Annotated in this window: 14 protein-coding genes; 6 read left to right on the top strand and 8 right to left on the bottom strand. The window is 43.5% G+C overall.

Annotation, left to right across the window (positions count from 1 at the left end):
• Nucleotides 1-87: 87 nt before the first annotated feature.
• Nucleotides 88-966: a Cof-type HAD-IIB family hydrolase gene (locus EYS05_RS08230; protein WP_138276974.1), complete on the bottom strand. Its 879-nt coding sequence runs from the start codon at nt 964-966 to the stop codon at nt 88-90.
• A 330-nt stretch (nt 967-1,296) separates the two neighbouring features.
• Here EYS05_RS08230 and EYS05_RS08225 point away from each other — a divergent pair, with 330 nt between their 5' ends.
• On the top strand, nt 1,297-2,433 hold the full coding sequence (locus EYS05_RS08225) for an FAD:protein FMN transferase (protein WP_138276973.1): 1,137 nt from the start codon (nt 1,297-1,299) through the stop codon (nt 2,431-2,433).
• 124 nt (nt 2,434-2,557) lie between these two features.
• Here EYS05_RS08225 and EYS05_RS18185 read toward each other — a convergent pair whose 3' ends face one another.
• Nucleotides 2,558-2,728, bottom strand: a complete 171-nt coding sequence (locus tag EYS05_RS18185; protein WP_442858068.1) for an MGH1-like glycoside hydrolase domain-containing protein — start codon at nt 2,726-2,728, stop codon at nt 2,558-2,560.
• Here EYS05_RS18185 and EYS05_RS08220 point away from each other — a divergent pair.
• Both EYS05_RS08220 and EYS05_RS18055 read left to right on the top strand, forming a co-directional pair.
• Entirely contained in the window at nt 2,719-2,988 is a 270-nt protein-coding gene (locus EYS05_RS08220) for a response regulator (protein ID WP_138276972.1), read from the top strand. The genes EYS05_RS18185 and EYS05_RS08220 overlap by 10 nt on opposite strands.
• 138 nt (nt 2,989-3,126) lie before the next feature.
• Nucleotides 3,127-3,291: a helix-turn-helix transcriptional regulator gene (locus EYS05_RS18055; RefSeq protein ID WP_138276971.1), complete on the top strand. Its 165-nt coding sequence runs from the start codon at nt 3,127-3,129 to the stop codon at nt 3,289-3,291.
• Between the two features lie 87 nt (nt 3,292-3,378).
• Here EYS05_RS18055 and EYS05_RS08210 read toward each other — a convergent pair whose 3' ends face one another.
• The 5 genes from EYS05_RS08210 to EYS05_RS08190 all read right to left on the bottom strand — a co-directional run bounded on the left by EYS05_RS08210 (nt 3,379) and on the right by EYS05_RS08190 (nt 8,995).
• Entirely contained in the window at nt 3,379-3,630 is a 252-nt protein-coding gene (locus tag EYS05_RS08210) for a hypothetical protein (protein ID WP_044961921.1), read from the bottom strand.
• Nucleotides 3,631-3,738: 108 nt separating this feature from the next.
• The gene (locus EYS05_RS08205; protein ID WP_110103599.1) at nt 3,739-5,907 is read right to left on the bottom strand and encodes a glycoside hydrolase family 2 protein; all 2,169 of its coding nucleotides are present in this window, start codon (nt 5,905-5,907) and stop codon (nt 3,739-3,741) included.
• Nucleotides 5,908-5,916: 9 nt separating this feature from the next.
• On the bottom strand, nt 5,917-6,759 hold the full coding sequence (locus tag EYS05_RS08200) for a carbohydrate ABC transporter permease (RefSeq protein WP_021976595.1): 843 nt from the start codon (nt 6,757-6,759) through the stop codon (nt 5,917-5,919).
• Nucleotides 6,756-7,628: a carbohydrate ABC transporter permease gene (locus tag EYS05_RS08195; protein ID WP_138276970.1), complete on the bottom strand. Its 873-nt coding sequence runs from the start codon at nt 7,626-7,628 to the stop codon at nt 6,756-6,758. The genes EYS05_RS08200 and EYS05_RS08195 overlap by 4 nt, the downstream gene beginning before the upstream one ends.
• Before the next feature lie 59 nt (nt 7,629-7,687).
• Nucleotides 7,688-8,995, bottom strand: a complete 1,308-nt coding sequence (locus tag EYS05_RS08190; RefSeq protein ID WP_138276969.1) for an ABC transporter substrate-binding protein — start codon at nt 8,993-8,995, stop codon at nt 7,688-7,690.
• 212 nt (nt 8,996-9,207) lie between these two features.
• Here EYS05_RS08190 and EYS05_RS08185 point away from each other — a divergent pair, with 212 nt between their 5' ends.
• The 3 genes from EYS05_RS08185 (at nt 9,208) to EYS05_RS08175 (ending at nt 14,180) form a co-directional block, all read left to right on the top strand.
• Nucleotides 9,208-11,001, top strand: coding sequence for a sensor histidine kinase (locus EYS05_RS08185; RefSeq protein WP_138276968.1), 1,794 nt, complete (start codon nt 9,208-9,210; stop codon nt 10,999-11,001).
• A 14-nt stretch (nt 11,002-11,015) separates the two neighbouring features.
• Nucleotides 11,016-12,623, top strand: coding sequence for a response regulator (locus EYS05_RS08180; protein WP_158293324.1), 1,608 nt, complete (start codon nt 11,016-11,018; stop codon nt 12,621-12,623).
• Nucleotides 12,624-12,806: 183 nt separating this feature from the next.
• A complete protein-coding gene (locus EYS05_RS08175) occupies nt 12,807-14,180 on the top strand; it encodes a sodium-dependent transporter (protein WP_138276966.1) in 1,374 nt (457 codons plus the stop codon).
• A gap of 191 nt (nt 14,181-14,371) precedes the next feature.
• Here EYS05_RS08175 and EYS05_RS08170 read toward each other — a convergent pair whose 3' ends face one another.
• Nucleotides 14,372-17,764, bottom strand: a complete 3,393-nt coding sequence (locus EYS05_RS08170) for a DEAD/DEAH box helicase (RefSeq protein ID WP_138276965.1) — start codon at nt 17,762-17,764, stop codon at nt 14,372-14,374.
• Between the last annotated feature and the right edge of the window lie 107 nt (nt 17,765-17,871).

The raw sequence follows: 17,871 nt of genomic DNA, 5'->3' as shown, positions 1-17,871 counted from the left end.
CATACACCGGAACGCAAACCTTTCGCTTTTCTGTATTCATCTTTCTACATTATAATATAAACGACACTTTTTCAAAAGGGGGAAAAACTATTTTCCCTGGCGTTCCAGAACCTGATCAATAGCATAGGCCACACCAAATTCATTGTTGTTCTTTGTGATGTATTTTGCTGCTCTTTTAATCTCCGGAACTGCGTTTTCCATTGCAACAGTTGCGCCGAAATCCATGGAAATCATGGAATAATCATTAAGACTGTCACCAAGGACCATCACCTCATCCATGGTATAACCCAGAGACTCGATATATTCTTTCAGCACCGGGCCTTTCTGCGCCTCTACTGCTGTAATCTCCTGATTATATATAAAGGAAGAAGCCACTGCAACGGCTGGATTTTCTTTCAGCTCATCGCTGAGTTTCTCCAGCTGCTCCACATCTGCCGCAAAAATGAAGATCTTATATACCGGCGCACCGCTGCTCTCCAGGGAACGGATATCGGAAATCCCTTTCGTGTTTCCGGCGATCCTGCGGTACTGCGGGGATTTCCGTACAATCTCCTCGCTGGTATCTATGTCCATATTGAAAAGACGGATCTGCTGAATGATCCCGTCTTCAATTTCTTTCTTTGTTCCAATACGGTAATCATAGCGATCCGTAAAAAATGCTACAGATACCGGGTATTTTTTTGCCGTATTGTAGACCTCCTCACACAGCTCAATAGAGATCGGTGTACTCTTTACAACCTCCTGCTGCGGATTCCGTACTTCAGCACCGCTGCTCACCACATAATCACAGGTCAGCTCTGTTCCCTTCAGTTCCTCCATGGCACCGGGGAAATTCCGGCCGGTGGCAACCATAAAGCGGATTCCCGCATCGCAGGCACGCCTGATCGCCGCAAGGGTTTCCGGTGCGATCCTGTGGTCATCACCAAGAAGTGTACCGTCCATATCACTTGCAATTACTTTTATCATGAAAAATTTCTCCTTTTATCTGTAAAAATTCCGGTCAATCATTCGGATCCATATCATCCATAGCAAATATGTTCTTTTTTCGGAGAAATTATATCTTATATTATTGCAAAATACAATGATTTTGCGACAGGCATATACCTTTCTGGTTTCAGAAATACATGGTATAATGAGATTTCATAAATCTGTCCGATGTCGGTCAAGCGGATATCCGCAATCCGCATCGCTACTTGATCCGGTCAAGTGAATGACCCCATCCACATGTACTACATAGATTTGCATCAAATAAATGCTCTTCAGTTAAGCCAATCAATCAGAAAACAGGAGAATATTATGTCAACTTATTTTTTTCATTCCAAAAGAAGCCGCTCGCATTCTCGTTTCTTCTATTTAATATTGTGCACAGTCCTTGTCTGTCCAATGCTCCTTTTCACAGGCTGCGGAAATATCACGGATGCAGATACATCCACCACCGGAAATGAGCCTATCAGTATCAGCAGTATCAAATTAAATACAGCTGTACAGATCACAATTTATGATTCTCAGGATAAAGCTCTCCTGGATGACTGTCTGGCACTGTGCGATAAATATGAGCTGGTCTTCAGCCGGACAAATGAGAAAAGCGAGCTTTATAAATTAAATCACCGCAAAGACACATCGGATAAAGATCCCAATACCGACCGGCAGACTACTCCATATCCGGTCAGCGGCACAGCAGACACCTGGCATATATCTGAAGACCTTGCCGCTCTGCTTTCCGAAGGACTCGATATCACCAGGGAGTCCGACGGTGCCTTTGACATCGCCATTGCGCCTTTGACCTCTCTCTGGGATTTCACAGCAAAAGACCCGAAGGTTCCGGATGATGCAGCTATTCAGAAAGCACTCCCTCTGTGCAGCTCCGACGGCGTCACCATTGACGGGCAGGATATCACACTTCCCTCTGATGACATCCAGTTCGATGTAGGCGCCATTGCCAAGGGCTATATCGCAGACCGCCTGAAAGATCTTCTGGTAAAAAAAGGGGTAAAAAGTGCCATCATCAACCTTGGCGGCAACGTCCTCTGCATCGGCTCAAAGCCCGACGGCACTCCCTTCAAAGTAGGCATCCAGAAGCCCTTTGCAGATCGCAACGAAACCGAAGCCGTTATGGATATCACCGGAAAATCCGTTGTATCCTCCGGAATTTATGAGAGGTGCTTTAAGCAGGACGGAAAATTATATCATCATATCCTGAATCCCCAAACCGGCTATCCTTATGATAACGGCCTGATCTCTGTGACGATCATCTCCGACCAGTCTGTGGACGGCGATGCCTTAAGCACCACCTGTTTCGCCCTTGGTCTGGAGGACGGACTGAAATTTGCGGAGAAAAAAGGAGTGCAGGCCGTTTTTATCACAGAGGATTATAAGCTGCATTATACGGATGGATTCCGGGATGAGATCAGGGTCACTGATGTGGAATCCTGAACCATGAAATCTTTTTCAGTAACAACCAAAAACCTTACGGATAGACCATATTTGTCACATAAGTCTGCGGATAATCTTTCAGAAGATTTGCCATTGCTGTCTGTGTCTGTGTCGTTGAAAATGGCTAGGATGGACCGTTCCACAGACATTCATAATCTGCGTACCGTGGATGTCTCTGTTCCGCAGTTGTAGGGCCACAGGGGGAGGCAAAACCTTCCGGATTCACAATCTGCTCCCAAGCTTCTTCATATCCCTTATCCGGAAGTTCAAAACACCATGGGATAAATCCGAGCAAACAGTGATCTTCTGGAAGCAGATAATGCCGAAGATGGCCTGAAGATCATTCTCAAAGAGCATCCTGACATTATTATCACAGATATGAAAATGCCCGTCATGGACGGAATACAGCTCTTAAAAAAGTTGGAAGAACTTCACATCGACAGCAAAATCAGTGTGATCAGCGGATTCAGCGATTTCAAATATACAAGACTTGCGATCCAGGCCGGTGTTATTGATTACATACTGAACCCTGCTCTGCGTTCACCAGTAGGGTAATCAGTGATGTTTTTGATTATATCAATGCACATTATCTGGAAAATATCTCCCTGGCCGATATTGCAGAATCTTTTTTCTAAGTAAGGAGCATCTGTCCAGATTGTTTTAAAAAAACGTCAGAATCTTTTTTCCTATACTATGCATTTGAAGCTCACCGAGGCGAAACGGCTTCTGCCGTCTACGGATATGACTCTCGACGACATTGCCTGGCATCTTGGTTTCAGCAATGGAAATTACTTCAGCAAGGTTTTTAAAAAGAACTGTCAGATGTCTCCCAGTGAATACCGGAACGTACAGCTATAGTTCTTCAGAAAACTTTTCTCCGATAAAAAGTGGCTGTAACTGAGCGTATTCGTTCAGTTGCAGCCACTTTATTCAATATTATTATATTCAGTTATTGATCATATCCGGCCAGGAAAGAATCTCTGCCGAAATCTTCTCTTCATAATCTCCGTCAATGTCCTCACTTCTTCCAGCCGCATAAATATTGGTCTCGGCACCCCAACCGTTGTCCTCGTATTCCCATACATGGAATTTCAGTCCACGGAACATGAAATCCAGACTTCCGCAACCATCTTCCTCTGTGTATTCGAATTTGATATTTTTTTTGTTCAGGGCATCCTGTACTTTCTGTAAACGCATATAATATCGCTCCTTCCACGCCGAAAATCTTCCTTTATACACAAAGTATAACATGTTGTGATTTTTGACACAAGTCAAGGATGAAAGTGCCTGTGAGCTACGGATATCTCAGGCCCAGTAGAGTCTCATTCCAAACTCATGGCTCATACGGTCCGGATGCCCATCAACTCTTGAAAGCAAAGTACAGATATCCTGATAGGTATTCTTTGCCATACATTTACCGCTATTATCAGAAAGAATTAGTGTAAGGTTCCACTTCTCGCCTTTTCCGTATTCTTTCTCAAAGGTTTTTACCATGACACGGCTGTCTGCCGGAACTTCTGCTTTAACACTTCCCTTTTCCACCAGTTCTCCGTTCAATGTTTCTGTAATGATCCATGTAAGTTCACACTCTCCCAGAGCTCCATCTGTATCATTTACAATATACAGACTGTCCAGATGATCTTTGTGCTTTGCAAAAACACCCACTGGTGCGTTGCTTTCCAGTATAGCCTGAAGACCCTTTTTGGGAATTCCCCACCAGTCATATAAACCGTAGAAGCTCTGAGGACACAGGTCGATAAACATAAACTGTACATATCCTGAGCAAGGTTCATATTTCTGGATCCTGTAATGCTCTGTATAATATTTCAGAAGCTTATACTGATATTCCTGGATCTTCGGGATATCATCCACCAGTTTTTCCAGACGATAATATACCGCCGGAACAGTTTTCAGATTTTCACTGCTGCCCGGTGCATCAAATCCGTACTCTGTATTCAGCTTTTCTGTCTGCTCATAAATATCTGCATATTCTCCACCGCTTAAAGAACCCAGATAATTGTGGCTGTCCCCGCTAAGCGGATCATCTTCGCAGAAAGAACCCTTGATGATCGGTCTGCCCGGATCCATCTTCTGTACCTCCCTATACAGAGCAGGTCCCGGATTTTCCTCCATAAATCTCCTTCTCACATTTCCATCCGGATCAACACATCCCGGTTCATTCATAATGATCCAGCAGATCAGAGACGGATGATGCTTCAGAAGTTTCACATTTTCTCTGTAAACATCTGCAAATCTCTGCGCCCATTCATCTGTTGAAGGATGCGTCCAGTTGTACTCCGAATCCTGAAGAACTGCAATTCCCAGCTCGTCACACAGATCATAAAAAACTTCCTGCTCTGTGTGGACATGTACTCGTACCAGGTTAAAACCTGCCGCCTTTACATTAAGAAGATCTCTCAGGTACCGTTCCCTTGTCATTGCGGAAATATAACAATCCGGAAAATAAGAGGTTCCTCTTATATACAGCTTCCTGTTATTAAGCCAGAATCTTGTTATTTTTTCATTACGCTCAATCTGAATGTCCCGGAAAGCAAAATTCGTTGTTCTGCTGCTCAGTATGTCTTTTCCCCTGCTTAACGTAAGTTCTGCCTGATACATCCAGGGATAACCATGATCCCATGTGGACCACAGTCTGACATCTTCCACTTTAAGCTCACATTTAAAGCCTGTCTCTGCTTTCTCTGCCATTATCTGAACAGTTTTTTCTGCCTTTATAAGACCGGACTCTTTTTCCCGGATCTTTACATTAAAATCATATGTCTCCCCGGATTTCAGACCTCGCGCTTCAGTTTCCACATATACGTCTGCTTTCTTTCCATCTGGATCCAGTTCATACTTCAGATCTGTCTGATCTTCCAGAACACCTTCTTCTGTCAGGATCAGCTCCACTTTTCCGTAGATTCCTACAGGATTTACATCTCTCTGGATAAATGTATCAGAATGTTCATAGGTACCTTTTACCATATTTCTTTTTACCAGGGTGGTTCTGGAATCCTGTGCATCCAGCTCCACCTCATCATCCCATGGAGAACTTACCTTTACAATGAGATAATTTTTCTTTCCAAAAACAAGCTTATCTTTTACATTAAAGGAAAATGGAGCGGAATATCCTTCATGCTCTCCAAGAAATTCTCCGTTAAGCCATACTTTTCCATAATAATCCACATTGGTAAATTTAAGGACAGCATCCGTAACTTTCTGATCCGGAACTTCAAACTCTGTTTTGTACCACCAGGGTGCCTGATTGAAATATCTCAGTTCACGCCCGAAATATGGCTGTCTGGCATAGATAAGCTGCAGATGTTTCAGTTCCTCCAGTTCCTCCCATTCAGACACCTGGGAACCTACGGAAGTATCTGCTTCCCTGGCAGCATAAAGCCCGATCTTTTCCCCTGTATCATGAACATCCTGCAAAATTTTCCATCCTTGTTTCAATTCAATCCTTGTTTCCATTTCAGCCTCCTAACTCTTGACCGCACCTGCAGCCATACCTTCGATTATGTTCCTGTTAAGAATAAAATACACGATCAGTGTAGGCAGGATCGATATTACGATCGCCGCAAATGTACTTCCCCAGTCCACTCTTCCGAACTGCCCCACAAAGTCATTCAGGCCAATTGGAAGAGTTTTCATATCAGAAGATGAGATAAACGTATTGGCATAGGTAAATTCATTCCATACAAAAACAAAATTGTATGTAAGAACTGTCATTGTAGTATTTTTAGCCATAGGTACCACGATCTTGCGGAATGTGGTTCCCATTGTGGCACCGTCAATAACTGCCGCTTCCAGAAGAGAATCCGGCATAAATTTAAAAAATCCGGTGTAAAGATAGATACACATTGGAAGTCCGAACCCGATCTGCGGAAGCACCAGTGCCCAGTATGTATTTCTCAGTCCGATCCTGTTATAAATCTGGAACATGGGTACAAGGCAGGAAAAAATAGGCACCATCATTCCAAACAGGAAAAATGCCATCAGTGCATTGGCATATTTTACCTTTACCTTACTGATCACAAATGCAACCGGGCATCCCAGGACTACGATGCCAAGAAGTGTGAGAACTGCCACAACCGTACTGTTAAGAAAATATCTTGGAATGGATGAGATCGTCAGTGCGCTGATATAGTTTCCAAGATAAAATCCTGATGGCAGGGCATACTGTGCAGTATATGTCATTTCATCCGGTGTTTTCAGACTGGAGCAGATAACCCAGAAAATAGGGTAGACCTGTATCATGACAAAAATAAGGATCACTACATAGAACACAGCACGAATAGGTATATTTTTTCTTGATTTTATCATTCTGACCCATCTCCTTTCGCCGATCCCAGGCATTTCTGTATAATCCCTACTGCTACCAGACATTCAATGACCAGAAAAACGGACAATGTACTTCCATAGCCAAAGTCAGCCGAATTAAAAGCGGTTTTATACATATAAGTTGCCACCATCTCTGTTGATCTGGATTTATTGTCAAGAATATAGAATACATCAAAGGTTTTCAGACAACCATTTACAAGCATTACAATGACAATGCTGAATATATTTTTCACCAGTGGAAGCTTTATGTAACGATACTGTTGAAAAACATTGCAGCCATCCATTGTAGATGCCTCGATCACATCCTTTGATATGGATACAAATGCGGAATAAAAAATGATCATGTACAGACCACAGTATTTATATCCATCGATCAGGGTTATGGTTATCAGCGCTGTATGGGAATTTGCCAGCAAAGCGATAGGTTCCATTCCCAGTTTTTCCATCACATAGCAAACCAGACCCTGGGGCTGGACAGAAAGCATTTTGGAAAAAATCTGGCAGATCGCCATAGATGAAATGATACATGGAATAAAATAAATAACCCGCAGAATATTTCCACCCTTGGAAATATGTGTAAGCAAAATCGCCAGGATCAGTCCTGCACATAACTGGAACAGACTTCCCAGTACAACAAATTTAAGATTATTTACAACAGCCTCACGAAATGTCTCATCCTGAAACATCCTCACATAATTTTCCAGTCCGATAAACTTCATATCACCGATTCCATTCCAGGAAAAAAGGCTGTAACCCATTGACCACAGAATTGGGATGATAACAGTAAGAATATATACGATCAGTGCAGGAAGAACAAATGGTAAAGGCTGGATTTTATTTCTGGGCTTCATATCCTCTCCCCTTTCATACGCAGATGCAGATAAAATTCCGCATCTGCGCATTCTATCAGTTATTCTTCAGTGTCAAAATAATCAGATGCATACTGTTCTACAGCTTTGTCCATGTTTTCACAGAACTCTTCAGGTGTTGATTCTCCCATTCCAAGGCTTGCCAGCTCTTTTCTGTAAACCTCGTTTGTAGAAGGATCCAGACGAACATCCCAGCACTGGGCAAAAGTGCCGCAGTTCTCAAGATCGCTTAAAATCTGCTGTGTAAGCTCCGGCAGCTTCTCCGGGTCACTTGGCATCATGGATGGAAGCATATTGAACTCATACATTGCCGTATCAGCAAAATTATCCCATACATAACTGATGAAATCTTTCATCTCATCACTCATGGAATCCTTGAGAATGGCAGTTCCGATTCCACAATTCGCATAGTAATCATTTTCTCCCGTAGCGGTTCCCTCGCTGTCTACAGGAAGCTTGAACATGGAAATGTCATCTTTAAGATTTCCCTCATCATCTACAAGATCCGGTGTATCCCATGTTCCGGTGTATAACATTGCCGCACCATTGTTCAGAAACAGATCCATCTGCGCGGTAGTATCTGAACTTGTCCATCCTTCACTGAAATACTGGGCTATATCCTGTGTATACTGGGCTGTTGCGATACCTGTCTCAGAATTAAATTTTTCTTTTCCCATTCTTGCATTGTCAATGAAGTCATTTCCTTCCAGTCTGAAAGCCTTAAATGCCGGATAACGCATGATCATGTCGTAATTTCCTGCGGATATCGGGGTCATTCCCGCATCTTTCAGCTTCTTGCACACATCCAGGAGATCTTCCAGTGTCTGGGGTGTTTCAGTAATTCCGGCTTTTTCAAACATGTCTTTGTGATACCAGAAATACTCTACATTTCCCTGCCAGGTCATAAGGTAATTGCTTCCGTCGCTGAGTTTCGGATAATTCAGTGCAATATCAAAGAACTTGTCTTTGATACCCAGTTCATCATAAAGGTCATCCACACTGTAGATCAGATCTTTTTTGCAAAGGCCTTCAAAAAATGCCTCCGGATCTGCATCAAACCAGTCCGGCAACTCATTGCTGGATGCAAGGATCTTGATCTTCTGAAGATATGTTTCTCTGTCTGCAATAGACTCTACATTGAATTCAAAATCCGGGTGATCTTTTTTGTAATCTTCTGCAAGCTTCTTCAATGTTTTTAACGCTGCATCTGTTTCGCCTCTGGCACTGATATAATTGATCACAAGTGGTTCGGAATCCTCTTTTTTATCTGCCCACACATTCATCATGCTGAATGAAGAGAGACACATCATTGTGGCAAGTGTAGCAGCCATCACTTTTTTTAATTTCATTTTCGTCCTCCTTTTGGTACATTTCTATTCATCCGGATTGAATATTTTGTTCCGCTTTCCTTATCGATGAGACCATTATATTAAATCCGTCCGGAAAAATACATGGAAAATCTTCGCTGTACCTGGAATATTTTCTCCAATAATTTCCCAACACTTGTGAGAATTTTTCCCTTATTATATAATGTAGCCAATAAAATCAGGAGGGGGATTCCATGATAGAAAATCTGAAAAAAAAGGCGTTTCAATTATTTTTAGGAATCAGTCTGAAACGCAGGCTTTTTATTACATATCTGCTGCTCAGTTCTCTGATACTTATGCTTACTTCCGTGTTTTTTTATACTGCATCCAAAAAAGTACTGATCAAGCGTGCCGCACTTTCCAGCCAGCAACAGCTATCCCTGATCACCAGCAACCTTGGAGAAAAGATCGATCATATATCAAACTATGCCATCACTCTTTCCATCAACAGCAATATCGCCGATGTTTTAAAAGAAAATCCCACAGTTCCCGAAAACACACTGGAACATTTTCTGGTAAATTCCGAACTTACAGACCAGGCTCAGCGTATCATCGGACTTCACAAAAACATCTATGCCTGGGATATCCTGGATACGGAAAACCACTGGTTTCACAGCAGTACCACAGAAACAGATCAGCTTGATTCCATTTTAGGTTCTGAAATCCTTGACAGCCTTCAGACTAATCTGGCCTTTCAGTTTCTCGGGCCCTTCCAGATAAGCGGAGAACCAACCTTTGTAGCCTTAAAAAGTATTACAAACATTGATAACACCAAATATCTGGGCGCCCTGGTCCTTCTGATCAGGGAAACAAATATTTCCTCTGCATTCCGCGATCTTCCGGACAGCTCTTCCAGGGATTTCTATATTACTGATGAAAACGGACAGATACTTTCCTCGTCTTCATCCAGAGGTATTTATAAAGACTTCTCATCCTACACAAAAATCAGTTCAGAGAATTATAAAACCCTGACAGAAACCGACAGGCAGTTTTTTTCCGTAGACGGCACTAACACTCTTTTTATCTGCAAATCCTATCCTGACCTGAACTGGAATGTTATCAACCTGATTCCTCTGGAAAGCCTGCCTCTGGATCATATGGTGATCCTGCACAATATTCTTCTGATCAGCATTGTAGTGTTCATTTTATCTGTATTTTTTTCCATATTATGTACAGGTACTGTCACCGCACCTATACAGAGACTTGTAGAAAAAATGAAATCTGCGTCTGCCGGAAAGCTGAATATTTCTGCCAGTTACTCTTCAAATGATGAACTTGCAGTTCTCTATAACCAGTTTAACCTTATGATGCAGAAGATCCAGACATTACTTAACGATATCTATGAGGAACAAAATGCCAAACAGAAAATGGAAATACGTCTTTTACAGTCCCAGATCAATCCCCATTTTCTTTATAATACTTTAAACACCATCAAGTCTCTCATAGAACTTGACATGAATGATACCGCAGTAAAAGCAGTGTCTGCCATGTCATCTTTCTACAGAAACTCTCTTTCAAAGGGACAGTTTATCATTCCTCTGCGCCAGGAGCTGCTTCTTACAGAACAGTATCTTTATATCCAGAATCTGCGGTATATGGATTTTGTTGATTACGAGATCATCTATGAGCCGTCCTGGGAGGATCATGGGGCAGAGATACCCAAGCTGACCATACAGCCTGTTGTGGAAAATATTTTTGTCCACGGACTTACCAGCCAGATATGCCATATTCACTTAAATGTTTCTATCAGAAATGGTACCATCTGTATTTCTGTTTCTGATAATGGTTCCGGTATCCCGCCGGAAAAACTTGCCGAACTTAACCGTTCTATCAGAGACTTCAAAACTGCCCGACATTCTTTCGGGCTTCCAAGTATCAACCACAGGATTGCTCTTCTCTACGGTGAGAATTACGGACTCACCATCGAAAGTTCACCTGAAAAGGGAACCACTGTAACCATAGTAATACCTGACAAAAAATCTGATTGAGGGGGAAATATAAATTGAAAACACTCGTAATTATTGACGATGAAATTTTTTTCAGAAAATCTCTGATCAATTTTCTTGAAAAACAAAACATTTACAACATTGCAGGGGAAGCTAATAACGGACAGGCCGGAATCCAGCTTATTGAAAATGTCAAACCCGATATTGCCCTTGTGGATATATCCATGCCGGTTATGAGCGGTCTGGATATGATTGCAGCTCTTGGAACAGACTGTCATACCAGGTTCATCCTTTCCACAGGATACGAAGATTTTGACTATGCCCAAAAAGCCATCTCTCTTCAGGTCCGCGGATACCTCCTGAAGCCACTGGATCACCGGGAGCTTATGGAGACACTCCAGAAAGTAAGTGACGAGATCGATCAGGAAAATTCCAGAAACAGTTATGTGAATAATTATTTTCAGTTCCGCGATCTGTATACACGACAAATGCAGCTTAATTTCTTCCAGAAAGTGATCAGTGGAACAACCATTTCTCCGGATGATCTGAAAAAAATTCCGGTTCATAAAACTTCCGGTTATCTTACTATTCTTATGGAGATCCACAGTGCCAATCCGGAAATATGGGATGAAAAAGGTGATTTTTCTCTGCTCCACACCATCCTGGAAAATATATGCAGAGAAATCTTACAGCCTGTGTGCAAAGAGCTTATTTACATTGACTATTCTCAGATGAGACAGTATATCATCATGGAAAAAAGCTCTGATTTTTCTTTTGCCGATCTGGAACAATCCTGTCTCAGACTTGCCGGGATATATGATAATATTGCACAGATTTCCACTTTTTTCTGCTGCGGAACACCTCATGAAGGCGTGGAAGGAATCCGTTATTCCTATGAAGAGGCTCTTTCTGTTTTTCATAACAGAACTGCGTCTTCTTCCGGATTTCTTTATTTCACGCCCCAGTCCCATTCCGCTGATTTTACATTAAAGCCTCTGGTTTATGATGATATCCTGATCTTTCTGCGCCAGCAAAATTCACCGGCTCTCTGTAAATATATTGATGAATATTTCAACGATATCATCACAAAAAAAATCCATATCCGGCAGACCTGGAGTGTAACTGCTGCTTTTCTTACTGTACTTGACGGTTTTATCACGGAGTGCAGTCAGCGTGAAACACTTTTTCCTCTTCTGGAAAACGCCCTGAATACTTACCAGAACTGCCAGAGTGCCCTGCAATTAAAACAACTGCTCCAGTCTACCTGCAAAGCAGTTCTGGATTCCCTTGCTGATGAAAAAAATCCGCGGAAGTCAGCTCTTGTGTCCCAGGTTCAGGAATATATCTGTCTGAATTTTAATCAGACGGATCTTCGTCTTGAAACTATTGCTTCCCATTTTTTTGTCAATCCCCAGCATCTCTCTGCTGTATTCAGTCAGGAATCCGGAGTTACACTTACCTCTTATATCAATGTCTGCCGCATGAAAAAAGCCAGACAGTTTCTTCTGGAAGACAGCCCTTCCATTCAAAATGTAGCTTCTTTATGCGGATTTTCTGATTCCGGATATTTCAGCAAATGTTTCCGGAAATATTACGGAATCTCTCCAAAAAACTTTGTATCCCTGACTGAAAAGAACAGTTATCCAGGTTCTATCGGCATATGATCTTTATCTAGTTAAAGCGTAACGTTTCACCACTTCGCCTCGTTAAAATTACATTTTACTCTAACATATGTTTTATGTAAAATGCAAGTTCTTTTTATTGTGCAATATCCCGGAATGTGTTAAGATAAAACCTGTGACTTTATACAAATAGCAGTTTACCATACTGCAATAATGAGGTGAATTATGAAAGAGAGAGAGCAACTGGGATCCCGTCTGGGATTCATTCTGATTTCTGCCGGCTGTGCCATCGGAATCGGAAATGTGTGGAAGTTCCCTTATATGGCCGGACAGGGCGGCGGCGGTGCATTTGTACTGTTTTACCTGATCTTTCTGGCAATCCTGGGTCTTCCTGTTATGACTATGGAATTTTCTGTTGGACGTGCCAGCCAGAAGAGCCCTGTCAAAGCCTACTATGCACTGGAAAAACCCGGCCAGAAATGGCACATCCACGGATACATCACTTTGATCGGCTGCTACCTTCTGATGATGTTCTACACTACTGTTACCGGCTGGATGCTGAATTACTTCTATATGACTGCCACCGGCAAATTCCAGGGACTTGATTCTGAGGGTATTGCCGGAAAATTTACAGACATGCTGGGGCAGCCTGTTACCATGGGCTTCTGGATGATCGTTGTTGTTATCGCAGGTGTTTTTGTCTGCTCCCGTGGTCTTCAGAATGGGCTTGAAAAAGTTACCAAGATCATGATGATCTCCCTTCTGATCATTATGGTGGTTCTGGCTGTCAACAGTTTCACTATGGAAGGTGCAAAAGAAGGACTGAAGTTTTATCTGATCCCGGATTTTGAACGCATGAAGGAGATCGGTATCATTTCCACCATCACCGGTGCCATGAACCAGGCATTTTTTACTCTTAGTCTTGGTATCGGCGCAATGGCTATCTTCGGAAGCTACATCGGAAAAGATCACGCACTGCTTGGGGAATCCGTGAACATTGCGCTTCTGGATACTTTTGTTGCGATCACCTCCGGACTTATTATTTTCCCAGCATGTTTCACATTCAATGTTGACCAGACTTCCGGACCGAGCCTGATCTTCATCACACTGCCGAATATTTTCAACCACATTCCGCTTGGAAGACTGTGGGGAAGCCTGTTCTTCATCTTTATGTCATTTGCAGCTTTCTCTACCATCCTGGCTGTATTTGAAAATATTATTTCCTGCGGTATGGAGCTTACCGGCTGGAGCCGAAAAAAATCCAGTCTTGTAAATGCCATCGCCATCATCCTTCTGTCTCTGCCATGCGTACTTGGATACAATGTATGGTCCTGGGACTGGCTCAAGGTATTCGGCGGCGCAATTCTCGACCTTGAAGATTTTCTGGTAAGCAACATTCTGCTCCCGCTTGGTTCTCTTGTATACCTGCTTTTCTGTGTTTCCAAACGGGGCTGGGGCTGGGAAAACTTCACAGAAGAAGCCAACACCGGAAAAGGCATGAAGATCCGGAAATGGATGCGCGGATACATCACTTATGTCCTGCCGCTGATCATTCTGTTTATCTTCTTCTTTGGTCTGTACGATAAGTTTTTTTCATAAAATAAAACTTTAAATAAAACACCCCTGACGGATATCGTATGTAATTTACACACGCGATTTCCATCGGGGGTGTTTTTGTTGAGTCAGGCGGATATTCACAGCCTGCATTCTTCCCGATACAAGCAAGTCCCCTCACCGCGTATTGCTTTTCGTAATTGAAGCAGGGAACTTACTTGATTCGGTTAAGAATTTTATCTGCCTAGCAGCTCCAGTAATTCCTCTCTGCTTATCAAAGCCTGGCCGATTCCCTCGCCGCTTAAGATCTCATCAGCCAGTTCCCGTTTTCTTTCCTGAAGAGCCCGGATTCGTTCTTCTATGGTGTCTTTCATAAAGAGGCGGTAGACACTGACAACGTTCTGCTGACCGATGCGGTGGGCACGGTCTGTTGCCTGATTCTGCACGGCAAGATTCCACCAGGGATCGTAGTGGATCACAATATCAGCTGCCGTAAGATTCAGGCCTGTTCCTCCTGCTTTCAGAGAAATGCAGAAAACAGAAGTATCATCCTCATTAAATGCATGTACCATCTGCGCCCGTTTTTCCTTGGAAGTCGATCCGGTCAACATATAAAAAGAAACTTTTGCTTTTTTCAGACGGACAGCCAGCACATCCAGCATGGTAGTAAACTGGGAAAACAACAGGAGCTTATGTCCGCCATTCACCGCATTCTGAACCAATTCCATGCACATCTCCAGCTTGGAAGAATTCCCTTTGTATCCTTCATATACCAGTCCTGGATAACAGCAGATCTGCCGCAACCTCGTGATCTCTGCAAGGATCTGCAGTTTAGAAGTGCGAAACTCCGCATCCGACTGCATCCCAAGCATCAGGCGAAGCCGTTCCGTATGGGCCTCATACAGCTCCTTCTGCTCGCTTTCCAACGGGGAAAACATATCTTTTTCCAGCTTATCCGGAAGATCCTTCAGCACATCCCTCTTCAATCTCCGCAGCACAAAAGGACGGATCATTTTCTGCAGACGCTCCATCGCATCGGAATTGCTGTACTGCACAGCTGGAAGCTCTATTTCCTTGCGGAATTTCTCATAAGAATACAAAAATCCCGGCATCAGAAAATCAAAAATACTCCACAGCTCACTAAGCCTGTTCTCCACCGGTGTACCGGTCAGCGCAAGCCTGAATTCCGACCGGATCTCCTTCACAGCCTTTGCCACCTGAGTTCCGTGATTCTTGATATACTGCGCCTCATCAATGATCTGCACAGCAAAATTCAGGTTCTGATAAGCCTTCAGATCCCGTTTCAGAAGGTCATAGGAAGTGATCAGAACCTCCCGTTCTCCCGCATTTTTGATCAGTGCTTTCCTCTCCTTCACATCACCAGTCACAACGGTAGCCGGAAGTCCCGGCGCAAAACGTTCGATCTCGTTCATCCAGTTAAACACCAGCGAAGCAGGCGTTATCACAAGGGCACGTCTGTTTTCTCCCGGCGCAGATTCCTGAAATTCTGACCAGAGAAAAGTGATCACCTGGAGGGTTTTTCCAAGTCCCATATCATCTGCCAGGATCCCTCCAAACTGATTATGCTTCAGAGTTTTGATCCAGTAAAAGCCCTCTTTCTGATAGCCCCGGAGGATTTTTTCCTGCTCCCTGGGAATCTGAAATTTATGTTCTTCCATTGTCTGCATGTTCCGGATCAACGCACGAAAGGCATTGTCCTTCTCTACCTTGATCAGATCGCCGCCCTTCAGCTGACTGTCCAGATACATAGCACGATAAGCCGGAACCTGAGTCTTTCCTTTTTTCAGTTCACGATCACTAATCTGCAGTCCATTTTTCAGAGCAGAAAGCTCCCTGAGCTGACCATCGGAAACATCCAGAAAGCTGCCATCCTTCAGGCGGAAATATTTTTTCCTGCGATCGTACCTGGAAAGAATATCAAAAAGCTGCGCCTGATCCATCCCCTCCACATCCAGATTCAGATTCAGAAGTCCGGCTGACAGAGAAACGCCAAGACGGATGTTTGGCAGCTTTGTCACCTGCATCTGTTTGATGGACTGGGAAATATAGACATCTGCAACTTTCTGCATGGCGGGGATACCTTCAGTGAGAAGCTGGTAAAGCTTTTCTTCGGAATCTTTCACACTGTCGGGCTTCCCTGAACCTTCCCTGCACAAAGATTCCAGTTCCCCGGCACGACAATCCAATGCCAGCTCCATCCGCTGGTCATCATATCCATTAAAATATTTTGACAGCAGCGCAAACACACCAAGCTCTCCCGGAATATCCCTGGTGCGGGCAGACACATCCCGGTCAAAAACCGAAAATTTATCCTTCCCGTAAACAGAAAACGCCTTACAGGTGATCCAGTCACGCTCCGGCGCATCCAGATAGATCTCATATGCAGCCTTGTAGCATTCAAGACCTGTTTCTTCCGGGAAATCCCTGAGATCACAGTGAAAAAATTTTTTCAGGGAAGGAAGCAGCTCACGCACAAACACAGGCACATCCGGTTCATCAATAAAGCCTCGGCCTGCAGGAAGCCGCTCCAGACAGGTAACAAATTCCTCCACTGCTCCAAGCTCCTGCCTGGAAACCAGATATACCTTCGCATTATCAAAATACATATGATACCGTATGCCTGTCACACTGTATACCGGCGCGATCTCAAGAGATAACCCCTGATCCTTCTTCCGGATCATCAGCGTCCTGTCCGGAATTTCTCTGACAGAATGCCATGTTGTTTCCGGATCATTGTTCATTTTGAACTTGAAACTTTTTTCGCCAAGTATAAGAAGCAGATCCTCAAGTTCTTTTCTGTCAACGGTAAGATCCCTCACCTTTTCCACAGCTATATTCTTCAGCTGTTCATATCTGGACATGTAAGTGCCGTGATGATTCTCGACCCATTCCCGGATAAAGGACAGCACGCTTCTGGATCCTTCTGAAAAGACTTCATCGGAATGGATAAATTCCAGATTTTTTCCATAAGAAACCTTCTCATTATGATCCAGATTCCACACAAAGGCCAACACATCCTTGAGGATATATTTTTTCTCACAGCCAACACGGAATTCCACGGTAAAGCAATTTCTCACAGAATTAAATTTCAGGCAGGTTTCCAGCTCCACCCTGCCAAAATACGGATCCCCGGAAAACGGAAGCATACGGCTGTATAGCTGGCGATTAAGGAGGCTTTTCAGCTCAACGGTGGTTTTCGTTGCAGGCTGCCCTGGTCCGGATAAAGCAGCCGGAAATGCTGTTCCGCTGAATAACTCTGCCTGCTTCTGTTCCTCATCCTGCTGTCTGCGGATTTCCACACGCTCATAGGCCTTACGGTCTCCATATTCCAGAAGCACTGCCACGCAATGCTTACAGATCCCGGAATAGCTGCGAAAGGCCGGGCAGTCACAGTATGCTTCTTTTATGCGGTCCGCTTCTGTATCATACTGAAAGCCTGTATTGTATACATTACGCCCACTTCCCTTCACTGCTGCAGATATTTTATCCACAGCTCCTTCCGACTTAATATCCAGCGACTGGATCCTCTTTCCGGTACGGTAAATATCAAGGCCTCTCTGATATGCCGTTGTATTACAAAGTGCCCGTATGGCTGTTCGTTTAAGCATGCATCTTTCCCTTCTTTTCTTATCGCGTTTCTTCCATTATAAAAGGAGACCTGCACTGTGACAAGTCTCCTGTGTGTATTCATTGATATCTTATTCCTGTCGATGTT

Source organism: Blautia sp. SC05B48 (assembly GCF_005848555.1).
In the GTDB taxonomy this organism is placed as follows: domain Bacteria; phylum Bacillota; class Clostridia; order Lachnospirales; family Lachnospiraceae; genus Blautia_A.
The sequence above is the reverse complement of the archived record's forward strand: the minus strand, read 5'-3'. Positions and strand labels throughout refer to the sequence as shown.

Bases quoted from the DNA above. Each gene is read 5' to 3' on its own strand.
- EYS05_RS08230 (WP_138276974.1), bottom strand. From the start codon at position 966: ATGATAAAAGTAATTGCAAGTGATATGGACGGTACACTTCTTGGTGAT.
- EYS05_RS08225 (WP_138276973.1), top strand. From the start codon at position 1,297: ATGTCAACTTATTTTTTTCATTCCAAAAGAAGCCGCTCGCATTCTCGT.
- EYS05_RS18055 (WP_138276971.1), top strand. From the start codon at position 3,127: ATGCATTTGAAGCTCACCGAGGCGAAACGGCTTCTGCCGTCTACGGAT.
- EYS05_RS08210 (WP_044961921.1), bottom strand. From the start codon at position 3,630: ATGCGTTTACAGAAAGTACAGGATGCCCTGAACAAAAAAAATATCAAA.
- EYS05_RS08205 (WP_110103599.1), bottom strand. From the start codon at position 5,907: ATGGAAACAAGGATTGAATTGAAACAAGGATGGAAAATTTTGCAGGAT.
- EYS05_RS08200 (WP_021976595.1), bottom strand. From the start codon at position 6,759: ATGATAAAATCAAGAAAAAATATACCTATTCGTGCTGTGTTCTATGTA.
- EYS05_RS08195 (WP_138276970.1), bottom strand. From the start codon at position 7,628: ATGAAGCCCAGAAATAAAATCCAGCCTTTACCATTTGTTCTTCCTGCA.
- EYS05_RS08190 (WP_138276969.1), bottom strand. From the start codon at position 8,995: ATGAAATTAAAAAAAGTGATGGCTGCTACACTTGCCACAATGATGTGT.
- EYS05_RS08185 (WP_138276968.1), top strand. From the start codon at position 9,208: ATGATAGAAAATCTGAAAAAAAAGGCGTTTCAATTATTTTTAGGAATC.
- EYS05_RS08175 (WP_138276966.1), top strand. From the start codon at position 12,807: ATGAAAGAGAGAGAGCAACTGGGATCCCGTCTGGGATTCATTCTGATT.
- EYS05_RS08170 (WP_138276965.1), bottom strand. From the start codon at position 17,764: ATGCTTAAACGAACAGCCATACGGGCACTTTGTAATACAACGGCATAT.